Here is a 15,360-nt window from a genome sequence, read left to right on the forward strand (position 1 = left end):
TCAGACACATCGACCACAGGTGTTTTTCATGACGTCATTCCTGCACGGAGGCGCCGTCGCGGCGTTCCTTGCCCTTTCGGCTTCTCCCGCCTTCGCCGCCTATGGTCAGTGCTCGGTCGACGACCCGACCGGCACGCCGCTCAATGTGCGCTCGGCTCCGAACGGTGCGATCCTGACGACGCTTGTCAACGGTACGCAGGTCGACATCGTCGACGAGATGAAGATCGGTGCTAAGCACTGGCTTTTCGTCGCGCGGCAAGGCGAACGGCTCGGCTGGGTGTTCGGCGCCTATATCGTATGCAAGCAGCCCGGCGACGCACGCGAGGCCGCACCCAGTCAACCGGCCGAGCAGCGCTGAGAGGCGTTGATGACGGCTCTTTCCTTTCATGAGGGAATGGTTTATAGGCACCGCCAGCAATGCGGGGCCTTCCCCGCTTGCCTTCACGGCCATCGCTGGACGACATCCCGGCTTTTGGCGACCTTTGTTCCCATTCATGAAAGGACATACGATGTCGATCACTGCTGAGCGCAAGGCTGCGCTGATCAAGGAATACGCTACCGTCGAAGGCGATACCGGTTCTCCGGAAGTCCAGGTTGCGATCCTGACCGAGCGTATCAACAACCTGACGGAACACTTCAAGGGCCACAAGAAGGACAACCACTCCCGTCGCGGCCTTCTGACCATGGTTTCCAGCCGCCGCTCGCTTCTTGACTACCTCAAGAAGAAGGACGATGCCCGTTACAGCAAGCTGATTGCTGCCCTCGGTATTCGCCGCTAAGCAATTTCGGCGGGCGTTCTTCGTGAGCGCCCGCCGCTTTCTTTTGCGGAGCAGACGCTTCGCCAGACCGTTCCCCCTGTGCCGGTTGCGACCGCCTCGTGAAACGGAATTCTCCAGCAGGCCGGATGGGCCGGTCCTGCGGAACCAACCGATGACCTGTCATGGGGCAGGATTGCAGGATGCTTCAGGCGCGCGCCTGTCGTCGGCCGGGCTCAAAGAGCCTTCGCCCGCAGAGTTCGCGAGCCACCCCCGGAAGCCTCCCGTTGTCTTGCCCATGATGCGTCATGAAAGCGGATAGACCACCTGCGCCTTTTCGGGCGGCGGTGCGCGTATCTGCCAAGAAGGACAAGACATGTTCGATACCCATACGGTTGAAATCGAATGGGCGGGCCGTCCGCTCAAGCTGGAAACCGGCAAGATCGCCCGTCAGGCTGATGGCGCGGTTCTCGCGACCTACGGCGAAACCGTCGTTCTCGCCACCGTCGTTTCCGCCAAGGCGCCGAAGCCGGGCCAGGATTTCTTCCCGCTGACCGTCAACTACCAGGAAAAGACCTACGCCGCCGGCAAGATCCCGGGTGGCTACTTCAAGCGCGAAGGCCGTCCGTCGGAAAAGGAAACGCTGGTTTCCCGCCTGATCGACCGTCCGATCCGCCCGCTCTTCCCGGAAGGCTACAAGAACGACACGCAGGTCGTCGTCACGGTCGTCCAGCATGACCTCGAAAACGATCCCGACGTCCTGTCGATGGTTGCCGCTTCCGCAGCGCTCACGATCTCCGGCGTACCCTTCATGGGCCCGGTCGGCGGTGCGCGCGTCGGCTACATCAACGGCGAATACGTCCTGAACCCGCATCTCGACGAGATGGACGAGTCCGTTCTCGACCTCGTCGTCGCCGGCACGCAGGACGCCGTCCTGATGGTCGAATCCGAAGCCAAGGAACTGAACGAAGACGTCATGCTCGGCGCCGTCATGTTCGGCCACAAGGGCTTCCAGCCGGTCATCGACGCGATCATCAAGCTCGCTGAAGTGGCTGCCAAGGAACCGCGCGACTTCAGCCCGGAAGATCATTCCGCGCTCGAAGCCGAAATGCTGGGCCTCGCCGAAACCGAACTGCGCGCTGCCTACAAGATCACCCAGAAGGCCGACCGCTACGCCGCCGTCGACGCCGTCAAGGCCAAGGTGAAGGCCCACTTCTTCCCGGAAGGCGTCGAGCCGAAGTACACGGCCGAAGTCATCGGCGCCGTCTTCAAGCACCTCCAGGCTAAGATCGTTCGCTGGAACATCCTCGACACCAAGAGCCGCATCGACGGCCGCGACCTCGACACCGTTCGCGCCATCGTCTCGGAAGTCGGCATCCTGCCGCGCACGCACGGTTCGGCGCTCTTCACCCGCGGTGAAACCCAGGCCGTCGTCGTTGCGACGCTGGGCACCGGCGAAGACGAGCAGTATGTCGACAGCCTGACCGGCATGTACAAGGAACGCTTCCTGCTGCACTACAACTTCCCGCCCTACTCGGTCGGTGAAACGGGCCGCATGGGCTCCCCGGGCCGCCGCGAAATCGGCCACGGCAAGCTCGCCTGGCGCGCTATCCGCCCGATGCTGCCGACGGCGGAACAGTTCCCCTACACGCTGCGCGTCGTTTCCGAGATCACCGAGTCGAACGGCTCGTCCTCGATGGCAACGGTTTGCGGCACCTCGCTCGCACTGATGGACGCCGGCGTTCCGCTGGCCAAGCCGGTTGCCGGCATCGCCATGGGCCTGATCCTCGAAGGCGATCGTTTCGCCGTTCTCTCCGACATCCTCGGTGACGAAGACCACCTCGGCGACATGGACTTCAAGGTCGCCGGCACCGCCGACGGCATCACCTCGCTGCAGATGGACATCAAGATCGCCGGCATCACCGAAGAGATCATGAAGGTCGCGCTCAGCCAGGCGCAGGGCGGCCGCAAGCACATCCTCGGCGAAATGGCCAATGCCATCTCCGAAGGCCGCTCGCAGCTCGGCGAATTCGCACCGCGCATCGAAGTCATGAACATCCCGGTCGACAAGATCCGTGAAGTCATCGGCACGGGCGGCAAGGTCATCCGCGAAATCGTCGAGAAGACCGGCGCCAAGATCAACATCGAAGACGACGGCACGATCAAGATCGCATCGTCCTCCGGCAAGGAGATCGAAGCGGCCCGCAAGTGGATCCACTCGATCGTCGCGGAACCGGAAGTCGGCATGATCTACGAAGGCACGGTCGTGAAGACCGCCGATTTCGGCGCCTTCGTCAACTTCTTCGGCCCGCGCGACGGCCTCGTGCACATCTCGCAGCTCGCCCAGGAGCGCGTTGCCAAGACCTCCGACGTCGTCAAGGAAGGCGACAAAGTCTGGGTCAAGCTGATGGGCTTCGACGAGCGCGGCAAGGTTCGCCTCTCCATGAAGGTTGTCGACCAGGCGACCGGCAAGGAAGTCGCTGCCGACAAGAAGGGCGACGGCGAAGCCGCCGAGTAATCGGACCCTCTACCTTTAGAAGGGGCGCGGAGCGGAATGTTCCGCGCCCCTTTCCTTTGACAGACCCATTAGTTTCGCAATTCTGAACGCAAACCGCCTTGAGCCTTGCTGGAATTGCTCGACCGCCGAAAGCCCGCCATGACCCGCGAAGCCCTCAAGACCCTGTTTCATCCCTTTGCCGCCGGCACGCTTGCCATGCCGGAAGAGGGCGAACGCTATCTCTTTCTCGGCGCTGAAGCCGGTCAGCGCCCGCCGGAAGGTTTTGCCGCGACACTGGAAGCCGTGCAGCCGCAACGGGCGCTCCACCGCGGGCTGGAGGCCGTGCGCGTGCCGGTCAAGCCGGTCATCGAGGGCGAGGATTTCGACGGCGCGCTCATCCTGATCAACAAGCACAAGGGCGAGAACGAGAACCGCATCGCCGAGGCGCTGCGCCGGGTGCGCACAGGCGGCCTCATCGTCGTTGCCGGCAGCAAGGAAGACGGCGTGCAGTCGATGCGCAAGCGTCTCGACCAGCTCGGCCTTTCCGGCGACTACATGCCGAAGTACCATGGCCTTGCCATCTGGTTCGCCCGTCCGGAAGACCCGTCCGAGGCCATTTCCAAGCTCGCCGCCAAGCCGGTGCGCATCGTCGGCCGTTTCACTGCGGCGCCGGGCATGTTCTCGCATGACCGGATCGACGAGGGTTCGGAACTGCTCGCGACCCGTATCCCGGAAGATTTCCACGGCCACGCCGCCGATTTCGGTGCGGGCTGGGGCTATCTCTCCGTCATGTTCGGCGGTCGCGCGCCGCAGGTGAAGGGCATCGACCTCTTCGAGGCGCACTACGAGGCGCTGGAAGCCGCCAAGGAGAACATGGCGGAGAACTGCCCGAACATTCCCGCCCGCTACTACTGGTTCGACCTGACGGCCGAGACGCCGCGCGACCACTACGACCTCATCGTGATGAACCCGCCCTTCCACGAAGGCCATGCCGCCGATCACTCGCTCGGCGCCGGCATGATCCGCATGGCGGCAAAATCGCTGAAGGCCGGCGGACGCCTGCTGATGGTCGCCAACCGCGGCCTGCCCTACGAGCCCGTGCTGAAGGAAGCCTTCAAGGAGAGCGGTGAAGTCTGCCGCAACGCCCGCTTCAAGGTTCTCTGGGGCAAGCGCTGAACCCTACAAGGGAAGCGCGAAAGTCTGTTTGATCGTCTCGCTCGGCACGTCCGTCTTGACGGTCTGGATGCCGTTCCTGCGGGTGAGATGGGTCGACTGGAAGCGACGATAGTCTTCCAGATCCGAGACGACGACGCGCAGCAGCGCGTCGCTCTCGCCGAGCATGATGTAACACTCCACCACTTCGGGCAGTCGCTTCATCGCCGCGATGAAATGGTCGATCGTTTCTGCGTCCTGTGCCGTCAGCGAGACGCGGGCGAACAGGGAGAGGGTGAGGCCGACCCTCGCCTGGTCGACCACCGCCACGTAGCGGCTGATGATGCCGGCCTCCTCCAGAAGCTTCACGCGCCGCAGGCAGGGCGACGGCGACAGGCCGACGCGTTTGGCCAGCTCGATATTCTGCAGCCGGCCATTCTGCTGCAGTTCGCGCAGGATACGGCGGTCTATCTCGTCCAGTTGCATTGAAATTCTCACAAACGTTCAAGCCGGATCCCGGCATCAAATACCAAAATCTCCCCCAGTCTTGGCATCTTGGCAACCCGCTTGCGCGGAACGGCTGCTAGGCTTTGTCAGGTTTGACGGGAGAGCAGCATGGATTGGGCCTGGATACTGGCGGCCACGGGTTTCGCATTCGCCATGGCAGGCACGCCGGGGCCGAACAATACGATGGTGACAGCCTCGGGGGCCAACCATGGTTTTCGCCGGACGTTGCCGGTGGCCGTCGGAATGGGTGCCGGCGTGGCGGCCATCATCTTCGCTGTCGCCGCGGCAGGGGGAACCATCGTCTCCGAGCCGCGTGTGCACCTGGTGCTGAAATGGGTCGGCGTCGCCTATCTGCTGTGGCTCGCCTGGCGCATCGCCACCGCGCCGGTCGGGGTGACGGGGGAGGGTGATCGGCGTCGGCCGTTTACCTTCGTCGAGGGCGCGCTGCTGCAACTCGTCAATCCGAAGCTCTGGGTGATGGTGGCCGGCGCTGTCGTCACCTATGGCGGTAGCGCTGCTCAAGGCCTCGCCGTACCCGCCGCCTTTGCCGTTATTTTCGGCGGTGCGACGCTGGCGAGCACATTGGCCTGGGCCGGCATCGGCGTCGGTGCGGGCCGGTTCCTTGCCAGCGCGCGCAGCCTGAGGGTGTTCAACCGGGTGATGGCGCTGCTTCTGGTGCTGTCGCTGCTGCCCGTCTTGGGAGAATAGGTCGCATTGCCAATTGGCCGAAACAGGTTCACCATTCCCGAACCGTTTCAGTTCAGGAGACCCGCAATGGCTTTTGGACCTGCAAGGCCACCAATTACCGAAGATGTGGCGGAAGTCATCGCCAAGGATGTGAAGGAAGGGGAGGGGCATACGCCGACCTCCGAGGTGCCGCTGGCGTTCCTGAAGCGTGGAGCCGAGAGAAAGCCACTGGAAATGAACAACCGCGTGCAGGCGCTGTTCCTCGGCGTTCTGGCCGCCGTGCTCCTGCTCGTCGTCGTGCTGATGGTGCTCTGACGAAGGAAAACGGCGCGAAGTCCGAGACATCGCGCCGTCTTTGGTTACTCGCTGTCGGCCTTTGCCAGACGCTCCAGCGTCGGCATGGAGGTGATGTTGTAGCCGGAGTCCACGTAGTGGATCTCACCGGTAACACCGCTCGACAGGTCCGAAAGCAGATACAGCGCCGAATTGCCGACATCCTCGATGGTGACGGTGCGGCGCAGCGGCGCGTTCTTCTGCTGCCAGGACAGCATGGCGCGAGCGTCCGAAATGCCGGCGCCGGCGAGCGTGCGGATCGGGCCGGCCGAGATGGCGTTGACGCGAATGCCCTGCGGCCCATAGTCGCCGGCCAGATAGCGTACGGAGGCTTCGAGCGCTGCCTTCGCGACGCCCATGACGTTGTAGTTCGGCATGATGCGCGTGGAGCCGCCATAGGTCAGCGTCAGCATCGCGCCGCCGTCCGTCATCAGCTCAGCCGCGCGCTTGGCGATCTCCGTGAAGGAGAAGCATGAGATGACCATCGTGCGCGAGAAGTTGTCGCGCGAGGTATCGGCGTAGAGGCCCTTCAGTTCGTTTTTGTCGGAAAAGCCGATGGCGTGCACGACGAAATCGAGCTTGCCCCACTTCTCCTTGATCGCCTCGATCGTCGCATCCACCGAAGCGATGTCCTCGACGTCGCAGGGAATGACGAAATCCGAGCCGAGTTCGGCGGCGAGCGGCTTGACGCGCTTGCCGAGCGCTTCGCCCTGATAGGTGAAGGCGAGTTCCGCGCCCTGATCGGCCAGTTTCTGCGCGATCCCCCACGCGATGGAATGGTTGTTCGCGACCCCCATGATGAGGCCGCGCTTGCCGTTCATGATCCCCGTCATTGACGTCATCCGTTGTGGCGCTGGAAGACCAGCGTGGCGTTCGTGCCGCCGAAGCCGAAGGAGTTGGAAAGAACCGTGTCGATCTTGGCGTTGTCGATGCGCTTGCGCACGATCGGCACGCCGTCGAATTCCGGGTCGAGCTCGGTGATATGCGCGCTTTCGCCGATGAAGCCGGCCTGCATCATCAGCAGACCGTAGATCGATTCCTGCACGCCGGCCGCGCCCAGCGAGTGGCCGGTCAGCGACTTTGTCGACTGGATATGCGGGATCCTGTCGCCGAAGACTTCGCGGATCGCACCAATCTCCTTGGAATCGCCGACAGGCGTCGAAGTGCCGTGCGTGTTGATGTAATCGACATCGCCCTTCACGGTGGAAAGCGCCTGACGCATGCAGCGGATCGCACCTTCGCCTGACGGGGCAACCATGTCGTAGCCGTCGGAGGTTGCGCCGTAGCCGACGATTTCCGCATAGATCTTTGCGCCGCGGGCCTTCGCACGCTCGTATTCTTCCAGCACCAGCACGCCGGCGCCACCGGCGATGACGAAGCCGTCGCGGCTGACGTCATAGGCGCGCGAGGCCGTCGCGGGCGTGTCGTTGTACTTGGAGGACATGGCGCCCATGGCGTCGAAGAGGTTCGACATGGTCCAGTCGAGGTCTTCGTGGCCGCCGGCGAACATGATGTCCTGCTTGCCCCACTGGATCATTTCCGCGGCATTGCCGATGCAATGCGCAGAGGTCGAGCAGGCCGACGAGATCGAGTAGTTGACGCCGTGGATCTTGAACCAGGTGGCGAGTGTCGCCGATGCCGTCGAGGACATCGCCTTCGGCACGGCGAACGGGCCGATGCGCTTGGGCGAATTGTTCTTCAGCGTGATCTCGGCAGCCTCGATCAGCGTACGGGTGGAAGGACCGCCCGAACCCATGATGATACCGGCGCGCTCGTTGGCGGCGTAGTCCGCCTCTTCCAGGCCGGAATCGGCGATCGCCTGCTTCATGGCAACGTGGTTCCATGAACCGCCCTGCGAGAGGAAGCGGGCAGCGCGGCGATCGACAAGCTCGCTCGTGTCGATGTTGGGCGCGCCCCAGACCTGGCACTTGAAGCCATGGTCGGCGAAATCCTGCGAGAAGCTGATGCCCGAGCGCGCATCGCGCAGCGACGCCGTCACTTCGTCCGCATTGTTCCCGATGGAGGATACGATCCCCAGACCCGTGACAACTACCCGTCTCATGTTTCCGACCTTTTCTAGAACGTCTCGTTGTGAAGGCGGCTTTGCGCCGCCCTCAGGCTTTCGGTGGCTTTCGCGCCGCCTTAAGCTTCCTTGTCTTTCGACAGGCCGACGCGCAGGTCGGTCGCCTGATAGATGGTCTCGCCGTCGGCCTTCAGCCAGCCGTCCGCCGTGCCGAGCACGAGGCGGCCACGCATGACACGCTTGAAGTCGATGCCGTATTCGAGCAGCTTCGTGTGGGGGCGGACCATACCCTTGAACTTCACTTCGCCGGTCGACAGCGCCATGCCGCGGCCGGGTTCGCCCAACCAGCCGAGGAAGAAGCCGGTCAGCTGCCACATGCCGTCGAGGCCGAGGCAGCCGGGCATGATCGGGTTGCCCTGAAAGTGACAGGGGAAATACCAGTCATCGGGCTTCACGTCGTATGCGGCGCGGATATAGCCCTTGTCGAAGGCGCCGCCGGTCTCGGAAATATCGGTGATGCGGTGGACCATCAGCATGGGTGGCAGAGGAAGCTGGGCATTGCCGGGGCCGAACAGCTCACCGCGGCCGCAGCGCAGAATTTCCTCGTAGTTGTAGCTGGATTGCCTGGTCGTCATCGAATGTTTCATCCCCGGTCTGAACAACGCTTGATCTGCGTTAGATTTAGAGAAGGTGTGGCACGAATTGAAGCACCCGGCCCTTCTCCTTTTTGTCGCCCCGCCTTCTTCGGGCGGGACGTTCATTCAGCTGTCCGCATACATGATGCCAGCGGTGACAGCCAGCGCAAATTGCCGTGACAATAGCAAAGGCCCCGGTTTTTCCGCATGTTGAGGGCCTTCAGGCCGCCGTAATCCTATTGAATCCCGACGCTCGTAAAGTTATATCGAAAGTTCAAGATTGTTGTTCAAGGCCAGACAAGCGGATCCGTCGCCCATGACGCATGCACACGAGATGCCCATCGAAGAGCGCCTGCGCCATTGCGGCCTGCGCCCGACGCGCCAGCGTGTGGCACTCGGGGACCTGCTCTTCGCCAAGGGCGACCGTCACCTGACGGTGGAAGAGCTGCACGAAGAGGCCGTCACGGCCGGCGTTCCGGTATCGTTGGCGACCGTCTACAACACGCTGCACCAGTTCACCGAGGCCGGTCTCATCCGGGTTCTGGCGGTCGAAAGCTCGAAGACCTACTTCGACACCAACGTGTCGGACCATCACCATTTCTTCGTCGAGGGCGAGAACCACGTGCTCGACATTCCCGTGAGCAACATCGCCATCGGCAACCTGCCGGAGCCGCCCGAGGGCATGGAGATCGCTCACGTTGACGTGATCATCCGCCTGCGCCCGAAGAAGGCCTGATCGCGGGATTGCGCCTCACATCACGTCGTCCGGATGCCGCCCCGGCCGCGGCTTGTAGACCGGAAAGCACCAGCCGAAGCGCAGCGCCCCGCCGCGCACGATGAAGGCGGCGCCGATGCCGATGGCGGACGCGATCCAGAGAGGTGCGCCCGCTACGCTCGCCGCCGTAAAGCCCGCCGCGCCGATCAGCGCCGCGGTGATGTAGATTTCCGGCCGCAGCAGCACGGAGGGCTCGCCCGCCAGAAGATCGCGCAGGATGCCGCCGAAGCTGGCGGTGAGCACGCCCGTCGTGATAGCCACCGTCGGCGAGCCGGTGGCCGCAAGGCCCTTTGCCGCGCCCATCACGCAATAGGCCGAGACACCCATGGCATCGAGCCAGAGCAGCAGGCGGTAGCGCGACTCGATACGGTGCGCCAGCACGAAGACGACAAGCGCAACTGCGATGCAGACGATGAGATAGGTCGGGTTCACCACCCAGAAGACCGGTGTCGCGCCGAGGATGACGTCGCGGAACGTGCCGCCGCCGATGCCCGTCGCAGCGGCAAGGAAGAGGAAACCGATGATGTCGAGCTGCTTGCGCGAGGCCGAGAGCGCGCCGGTGGCGGCAAAGACGGCGACGCCCGTGTAGTCGAGCAGTTCCAGGATCGACACGCATTCCTCCTTCGCCGCCAAGCCTCGCGACAGCTTTCCTGCGCTAGAGTGCGCGCCCGTACGCCCGGGCAGAATCAGGCGCGGCGCCGGCCCGTCCGCATATTGACCGAATCGCCCGCCATGGAAAGGTTTGACAGATGGCCATCCGCATCAGAACCCTTGCACTTCTCGCCGCCGCGCTGGTTTCGACCATCCTGCCGGTCCGTGCGGCGGAGATCGTGCCGGATGCGCATGCGGCCGTCGAGGCAGAGGTCGCCAAGCGCTGCAAGGCGCCGATCTTCGGCGAGGATTTTGCCGACAACGTCGATTTCAACAATGACGGCATCGTCGACGCGATCTTCAATCTCGGCGCCGTCAATTGCGACGGCACGCCGGGTGGCCTCTGCGGCAATGTCGGCTGCCCCCATGAGTTCTACATCCAGGTCGCGGAAGGCGGCTATTTCCTCGCCGCCAATGCCGATCTCTACGGCTACGAGATGAAGAAGCGCTACGGCAACATGGTGCTGGAGCTGAAGGCCAATGCCGCAAGCTGCGGGCGGGACGATTCAGAGTATTGCATCATGACCATCCGCGTGCGCGGCGCCCAGTTCGATACGATCTCGAAGAAATAGGGCCTATTGCGGGAAGAGCGCGTGGGTGCGGCCGGCGAAATAGTAGAGCAGCAGCCCCGTCCATTCCCGGAGCGCCGTCGTTGTCAGCTGGCTGTTGGTTGAGGGCTGGGTGAAATCGAGTGCCAGGCCGGCATGGCCCGTCGTGCGGAAATCCGTCGGCCAGGGCAGAACCTCGAGACCGAGCTTGCTGAACAGGCCGACCGAGCGCGGCATATGGAAGGCTGAGGTCACCAGCAGGCAGCGATCCAGCCCGTTTACGGCGAGCAGGTCTTTCGTGTTCGCGACATTCTCGAAGGTCGTGCGGGATTCGGTCTCGCGGATGAGCCGGTCTGCGGGCACACCGAAGGCTTCGAAGAAGCGCGTTGCCACTGCCGCATCGCCCTCGTAGCTGCCGCTCAGCGAGCCGTCACCGCCGGAAATGAGGATCCGCGAAGCCGGAAATTCCCGCGCCAGCCGCAGCGTTTCGATGAAGCGGTCAGCCGCCTGGTTCATCTCGAAGCCGCCGCGTGCCGCAATCACCTCCGCCTCGATGCCGCCGCCGAGCATGATGATGCAGGTAGGGCCGCCGGCGGGCAATTCCGCCCTTGGAATACGATCTTCCAGCACTTGCAGGAGGACAGAGCCCGTCGTGGTGAACAGCGTCACGAAAAGCACGAGAGCGGCGAGCCCGCTCGCCGCCGCCCGCAGACGGTTCCATTTCAAAAACCCGGCCAGAAGGCCGAAAGCAAGCAACAGAAGCGCAAGCGACAGGGGCTGGGCTGCCAGCCAGAAGATCTTCGAGGCGTAATAGGTCACGCGCTACCCACTGTTCGTTGCCGTGTCCGCGCCGGTCTCAGGCCCGCCCGAGGGCAGGTGCCGTCGCCGCCGCCTTGCCGCGCCGCAGATAGAGGATGCCTGCCGCCAACGCAACGCCGGCCGCGAGAACCGCGATGGCGATCAGCGGGCGGTAGGCGATCCAGGCAATGGCGATGACCGCCGGCCCGATCAGCAGCGTGAGAACAAGCGCGATCGCCGTCGTGCCGAAGCGTACGATGGAGCCGACGAAGGGCACGACGTCCGCGATGACGCCGAGGATCGACAGGATGAAGGCGAAGCCGATGAAGATGCCGACAAGCCCGCCGACCCGCACCAGCCAGGTGATGATCGTGTTCTCGCTCTGCGCCGCATCGAACATGGTGGTCGCATCGACGAGACCGGCATCGCTGAGGAAGAGGTCGCGTCCGTTGGTCGTCTTGTAGGGTGTCAGGCCGCTGCCGCGCTGGGCGCCGACGAAACTCGCCTCGGCAATGTCGGAACGCTCGAAGCGGATGCGGATGTCGCCGACCTGCGGATCCTCGGGATTGAACGAGAAGACGGCCTGGCCGGCGATCGTCGAGACGGGCTTGCCGAGTGCCACGGCCTCGCCCATCCGGTTCACGTCCAGCGCGGTGAGCGGCACGGGCCGTTCATCGCCAAGACGCGCAACGGCGCGACCGTCCACGCTGAAGGCGCCGATGGTTGCCGATTCCACCGGGAAGCTTGCATCGTCGATCGGCTTTTGCGGGTTGTCGTGGCCCGACTGGCGGAAGCTGCCGGAGCTGACCTCGTTGCGCTTCCATTCCTTGTGGTAGGAATAGGTGGTGACCGTCTCCTCGCTGCCGCCGAGCTGCTTGCGCGTCTCCGATTTCGAGGTCTCCACCCACTGGTACATCTCGACGATGCGTTCGAGCCCGGCCGCCCCATCGGCTGAAATGCCGAGCACGTCGTCCTCCGGCACGCCGACCGGCTTCACCGGTCCGGAAATGTGCACGAGCTTGCCGTCATTCGCCGGATCCACGCTGCCATTGTCGACGGAGATGACGAGACCCGCGCCCTCGACGAGCGCCCGATAGGTCTTCACCGACCGGCCTTCGTTCCAGAACAGGAGCCAGATGCAGGCGATGAGAAGGATGAAGCCGACCACGATCTTGATCAGCGCCCCCTTCAGCCTGGAGAACCAGGACGTGGTCGTCGTTTCCGTAAAGCTCATGATTGTCCCCCGGCAAGGCGTGCGTCATGCCAGAGACGCGCGGCAGGACATGCTTATTCGCGCTTCCTGAACTGCGCAAGCGGGGACATAATGAGCCGGAGGCGAGGGCGGAGCCCCGGAACATCTTCTCCCCTCCGCCGTTGTCGCAAAAACGGAAGGGAGCCAGTCCATGACCGACGATCGCGAAGAGAAAATCCGCAAGCGTGCCCACGAGCTCTGGCTGCAGCAGGGGCGGCCTGAGGGCAAGCGTGATGACCACTGGTACCAGGCGGAACGGGAAATCGACCAAGGGGACGGAGAGATCGAGGGTGACGACGTTCCGAACCTCGCCGCCCTGCGCGAAGCCGTCCGCGAACACACGGATGCCTTCCTGGTAAAGACGGACCTGGAGGATGCCGACCAGCGCGAAGTGCCAGGCACGCGCGAGCAGCCTTAGGTTCAGCCTGTCAATCCTGAGGAAGGTTTGGTGGAGCTAAGCGGGATCGAACCGCTGACCTCTTGCATGCCATGCAAGCGCTCTCCCAGCTGAGCTATAGCCCCATAACGGGTCCGGCAGAGCCGGTTTCCGGGAACCGAAGCGGCGTTGCCGTTCGGTGTGGCGGCTTATTACTTCCGGGTTTCGGAGATGGCAAGCCGAAAAATGAAATCCGGCCGATTTTTTTGAAACCGGCCGGAAAATCAAACTCTTATGCTTCGTCTTCGTCGCCCGTCACGCCGATGAGGCCGGACATGTCGTCATCGTCGTCGTCTTCGTCCTGTTCGAGGAACGTGTCGTCCTCGTCGCCGTCGATCTCGACGTCGTCGTCGCCGAGGTCCGGCAGGTCGTCGCCGCCTGCTGCATCCTCGTCGGCATCCTCAAGCGAAACGAGCTCGACTTCCGTGTTCTCGGTATCGACTTCGTTCACGTCCTCGTCCTCGTCCTTCTCAAGGACGGCGGCTGCCGACGTTTCCTCGAAGAAGGAGAGCGGATAGGACTTGCCCGTGTAGGGGGAAACGATCGGGTCGCGGTTCAGGTCGTAGAATTTCCTGCCGGTTTCCGGGTCGATGCGTTTGGTTCCGAGTTCCGCTTTTGCCACAATCAAAGCCTTCTCTGTGCCGTATGTTTCCGGCGGGGCCGGGGTTCCGGCGCGTTGAACGGTAAAATGATTAGCCGGTCCCCTTAATCGTCTTGGGCAATCCTGTCAAAGCCTAACTTTGGGCCGGACATGGAGCAGGCGCTGAGGGGGCGGTGCGACGAATGTTTTTCGCCGGGATGATGACGCTTTAAATCGTTTGTGATAGCAAGCCCGCGTTCTCCCCGGGCGATCCTCTCCGGGGAGCCGTGGATGTATATAAGGAAGACGACCATGTCGCATGGCGCCAGTGCACGGCCCGCAACCGCCCGCAAATCCTCCGGCCTGTCCGGGACCGTCCGCATCCCCGGCGACAAGTCGATTTCCCACCGCTCCTTCATGTTCGGCGGCCTTGCCAGCGGCGAGACGCGCATCACGGGCCTGCTCGAAGGCGAGGACGTGATCAATACGGGCAAGGCCATGCAGGCCATGGGCGCCAAGATCCGCAAGGAGGGCGACACCTGGATCATCAACGGCGTCGGCAACGGCGCGTTGCTTGCGCCCGAGGCGCCGCTTGATTTCGGCAATGCCGGCACCGGCTGCCGCCTCACCATGGGCCTCGTCGGCGTCTATGATTTCGATTCCACCTTCATCGGCGACGCCTCGCTGACCAAGCGCCCGATGGGCCGCGTCCTCAATCCGCTGCGCGAAATGGGGGTGCAGGTGACGTCCGCCGACGGCGACCGCCTGCCGGTCACGCTGCGCGGGCCGAAGACGCCGACGCCGATCACCTATCGCGTGCCGATGGCCTCCGCGCAGGTCAAATCCGCCGTGCTGCTCGCCGGCCTCAACACGCCCGGCATCACCACGGTCATCGAGCCTATCATGACACGTGATCATACCGAAAAGATGCTGCAGGGATTTGGCGCCAACCTCACCGTCGAGACGGATACGGACGGCGTGCGCACGATCCGCCTCGAAGGCCAGGGAAAACTCACCGGTCAGGTCATCGATGTGCCGGGCGACCCGTCCTCTACAGCCTTCCCGCTGGTCGCGGCGCTGCTTGTGCCGGGCTCTGATGTCACCATTCTCAACGTGCTGATGAACCCGACCCGCACCGGCCTCATCCTGACGCTGCAGGAAATGGGCGCAAACATCGAAGTCTTGAACCCGCGCCTTGCCGGCGGCGAGGACGTCGCGGACCTGCGCGTGCGCTCTTCTGAGCTCAAGGGCGTGACGGTGCCGGAAGACCGCGCGCCGTCGATGATCGACGAATATCCCGTCCTTGCCGTCGCCGCCGCCTTCGCCGAAGGCATGACGGTCATGAACGGCCTGGAAGAGCTTCGCGTCAAGGAAAGCGACCGTCTCTCGGCCGTCGCGGTCGGCCTGAAGCTCAACGGCGTCGATTGCGACGAGGGCGAAACCTCGCTGATCGTGCGCGGCCGCCCGGATGGAAAGGGCCTCGGCAACGCCTCGGGCGCCGCCGTTGCCACCCATCTCGACCACCGCATCGCCATGAGCTTCCTCGTCATGGGCCTCGTCTCGGAAAACCCCGTTACGGTGGACGACGCGACGATGATCGCCACGAGCTTTCCGGAGTTCATGGACCTGATGGCGGGACTGGGCGCGAGGATCGAACTTAGCGCGTGAGGTTGGAAGACGCCTTGCCCCTTGGCATCGCGCCTTGTCTTCCGGTAACAGCTTTTGTGAAAA

The 15,360-nt window shown here is 63.5% G+C and carries 17 protein-coding genes, 1 tRNA gene and 1 pseudogene; 10 read left to right on the forward strand and 9 right to left on the reverse strand.

The features are described from left to right. The first annotated feature begins 28 nt into the window (after positions 1 to 28). The 4 genes from K0P03_RS01465 to K0P03_RS01480 all read left to right on the forward strand — a co-directional run bounded on the left by K0P03_RS01465 (position 29) and on the right by K0P03_RS01480 (position 4,428). A complete protein-coding gene (locus K0P03_RS01465; protein WP_272788724.1) occupies positions 29 to 358 on the forward strand; it encodes an SH3 domain-containing protein in 330 nt (109 codons plus the stop codon). Positions 359 to 509: 151 nt separating this feature from the next. Continuing rightward, positions 510 to 779, forward strand: coding sequence for a 30S ribosomal protein S15 (rpsO, locus tag K0P03_RS01470; RefSeq protein WP_024270002.1), 270 nt, complete (start codon positions 510 to 512; stop codon positions 777 to 779). A 352-nt stretch (positions 780 to 1,131) separates the two neighbouring features. Beyond that, positions 1,132 to 3,273 carry a polyribonucleotide nucleotidyltransferase gene (pnp, locus tag K0P03_RS01475; RefSeq protein WP_272788725.1) on the forward strand — a complete coding sequence of 714 codons (2,142 nt, stop codon included), beginning with the start codon at positions 1,132 to 1,134 and terminating at the stop codon, positions 3,271 to 3,273. A gap of 138 nt (positions 3,274 to 3,411) precedes the next feature. Continuing rightward, a complete protein-coding gene (locus tag K0P03_RS01480) occupies positions 3,412 to 4,428 on the forward strand; it encodes a class I SAM-dependent methyltransferase (protein WP_037405168.1) in 1,017 nt (338 codons plus the stop codon). A gap of 3 nt (positions 4,429 to 4,431) precedes the next feature. On the opposite strand, the gene K0P03_RS01485 is transcribed toward K0P03_RS01480, so the two are convergent. Then, on the reverse strand, positions 4,432 to 4,890 hold the full coding sequence (locus tag K0P03_RS01485) for an Lrp/AsnC family transcriptional regulator (RefSeq protein WP_023512502.1): 459 nt from the start codon (positions 4,888 to 4,890) through the stop codon (positions 4,432 to 4,434). A gap of 129 nt (positions 4,891 to 5,019) precedes the next feature. Between K0P03_RS01485 and K0P03_RS01490 the strand changes: the two genes are divergently transcribed. Then, on the forward strand, positions 5,020 to 5,619 hold the full coding sequence (locus K0P03_RS01490) for a LysE family translocator (protein WP_023512503.1): 600 nt from the start codon (positions 5,020 to 5,022) through the stop codon (positions 5,617 to 5,619). A 66-nt stretch (positions 5,620 to 5,685) separates the two neighbouring features. Next, positions 5,686 to 5,913: a hypothetical protein gene (locus K0P03_RS01495; RefSeq protein WP_023512504.1), complete on the forward strand. Its 228-nt coding sequence runs from the start codon at positions 5,686 to 5,688 to the stop codon at positions 5,911 to 5,913. A 44-nt stretch (positions 5,914 to 5,957) separates the two neighbouring features. Here K0P03_RS01495 and fabI read toward each other — a convergent pair whose 3' ends face one another. The 3 genes from fabI to fabA form a co-directional block, all read right to left on the reverse strand. Then, complete coding sequence (gene fabI / locus K0P03_RS01500; protein WP_023512505.1) at positions 5,958 to 6,764, reverse strand: enoyl-ACP reductase FabI; 807 nt, start codon at positions 6,762 to 6,764, stop codon at positions 5,958 to 5,960. Positions 6,765 to 6,769: 5 nt separating this feature from the next. Then, on the reverse strand, positions 6,770 to 7,993 hold the full coding sequence (fabB, locus tag K0P03_RS01505; protein ID WP_023512506.1) for a beta-ketoacyl-ACP synthase I: 1,224 nt from the start codon (positions 7,991 to 7,993) through the stop codon (positions 6,770 to 6,772). Positions 7,994 to 8,073: 80 nt separating this feature from the next. Beyond that, positions 8,074 to 8,589, reverse strand: a complete 516-nt coding sequence (gene fabA / locus K0P03_RS01510; protein ID WP_023512507.1) for a 3-hydroxyacyl-[acyl-carrier-protein] dehydratase FabA — start codon at positions 8,587 to 8,589, stop codon at positions 8,074 to 8,076. A 316-nt stretch (positions 8,590 to 8,905) separates the two neighbouring features. Between fabA and irrA the strand changes: the two genes are divergently transcribed. After that, complete coding sequence (irrA, locus tag K0P03_RS01515; RefSeq protein WP_024270001.1) at positions 8,906 to 9,325, forward strand: iron response transcriptional regulator IrrA; 420 nt, start codon at positions 8,906 to 8,908, stop codon at positions 9,323 to 9,325. Between the two features lie 15 nt (positions 9,326 to 9,340). On the opposite strand, the gene K0P03_RS01520 is transcribed toward irrA, so the two are convergent. Next, a complete protein-coding gene (locus K0P03_RS01520) occupies positions 9,341 to 9,976 on the reverse strand; it encodes a trimeric intracellular cation channel family protein (RefSeq protein WP_023513601.1) in 636 nt (211 codons plus the stop codon). A gap of 137 nt (positions 9,977 to 10,113) precedes the next feature. Here K0P03_RS01520 and K0P03_RS01525 point away from each other — a divergent pair, with 137 nt between their 5' ends. Next, a complete protein-coding gene (locus K0P03_RS01525; protein ID WP_023513600.1) occupies positions 10,114 to 10,587 on the forward strand; it encodes a hypothetical protein in 474 nt (157 codons plus the stop codon). Positions 10,588 to 10,590: 3 nt separating this feature from the next. Here K0P03_RS01525 and K0P03_RS01530 read toward each other — a convergent pair whose 3' ends face one another. Together K0P03_RS01530 and K0P03_RS01535 are read right to left on the reverse strand one after the other, a co-directional pair. Further along, the gene (locus tag K0P03_RS01530; RefSeq protein WP_272788726.1) at positions 10,591 to 11,382 is read right to left on the reverse strand and encodes a YdcF family protein; all 792 of its coding nucleotides are present in this window, start codon (positions 11,380 to 11,382) and stop codon (positions 10,591 to 10,593) included. A 37-nt stretch (positions 11,383 to 11,419) separates the two neighbouring features. Then, positions 11,420 to 12,595: a TMEM43 family protein gene (locus K0P03_RS01535; protein WP_272788727.1), complete on the reverse strand. Its 1,176-nt coding sequence runs from the start codon at positions 12,593 to 12,595 to the stop codon at positions 11,420 to 11,422. Positions 12,596 to 12,776: 181 nt separating this feature from the next. Here K0P03_RS01535 and K0P03_RS01540 point away from each other — a divergent pair. Further along, positions 12,777 to 13,031 (forward strand): annotated as a pseudogene (locus tag K0P03_RS01540) (DUF2934 domain-containing protein); the annotation flags it as partial. 28 nt (positions 13,032 to 13,059) lie between these two features. Here the strand turns inward: K0P03_RS01540 and K0P03_RS01545 are convergent. Both K0P03_RS01545 and K0P03_RS01550 read right to left on the reverse strand, forming a co-directional pair. Next, a tRNA-Ala gene (locus K0P03_RS01545) sits at positions 13,060 to 13,135 on the reverse strand. 146 nt (positions 13,136 to 13,281) lie between these two features. Next, on the reverse strand, positions 13,282 to 13,671 hold the full coding sequence (locus tag K0P03_RS01550; RefSeq protein WP_023513807.1) for a TIGR02300 family protein: 390 nt from the start codon (positions 13,669 to 13,671) through the stop codon (positions 13,282 to 13,284). Positions 13,672 to 13,941: 270 nt separating this feature from the next. On the opposite strand from K0P03_RS01550, the gene aroA reads away from it, so the two are divergent. Beyond that, on the forward strand, positions 13,942 to 15,297 hold the full coding sequence (gene aroA / locus K0P03_RS01555; protein ID WP_272790434.1) for a 3-phosphoshikimate 1-carboxyvinyltransferase: 1,356 nt from the start codon (positions 13,942 to 13,944) through the stop codon (positions 15,295 to 15,297). Positions 15,298 to 15,360 lie beyond the last annotated feature (63 nt).

This window comes from Shinella sp. HY16, from assembly GCF_028534175.1.
Taxonomy (GTDB): Bacteria; Pseudomonadota; Alphaproteobacteria; order Rhizobiales; family Rhizobiaceae; genus Shinella.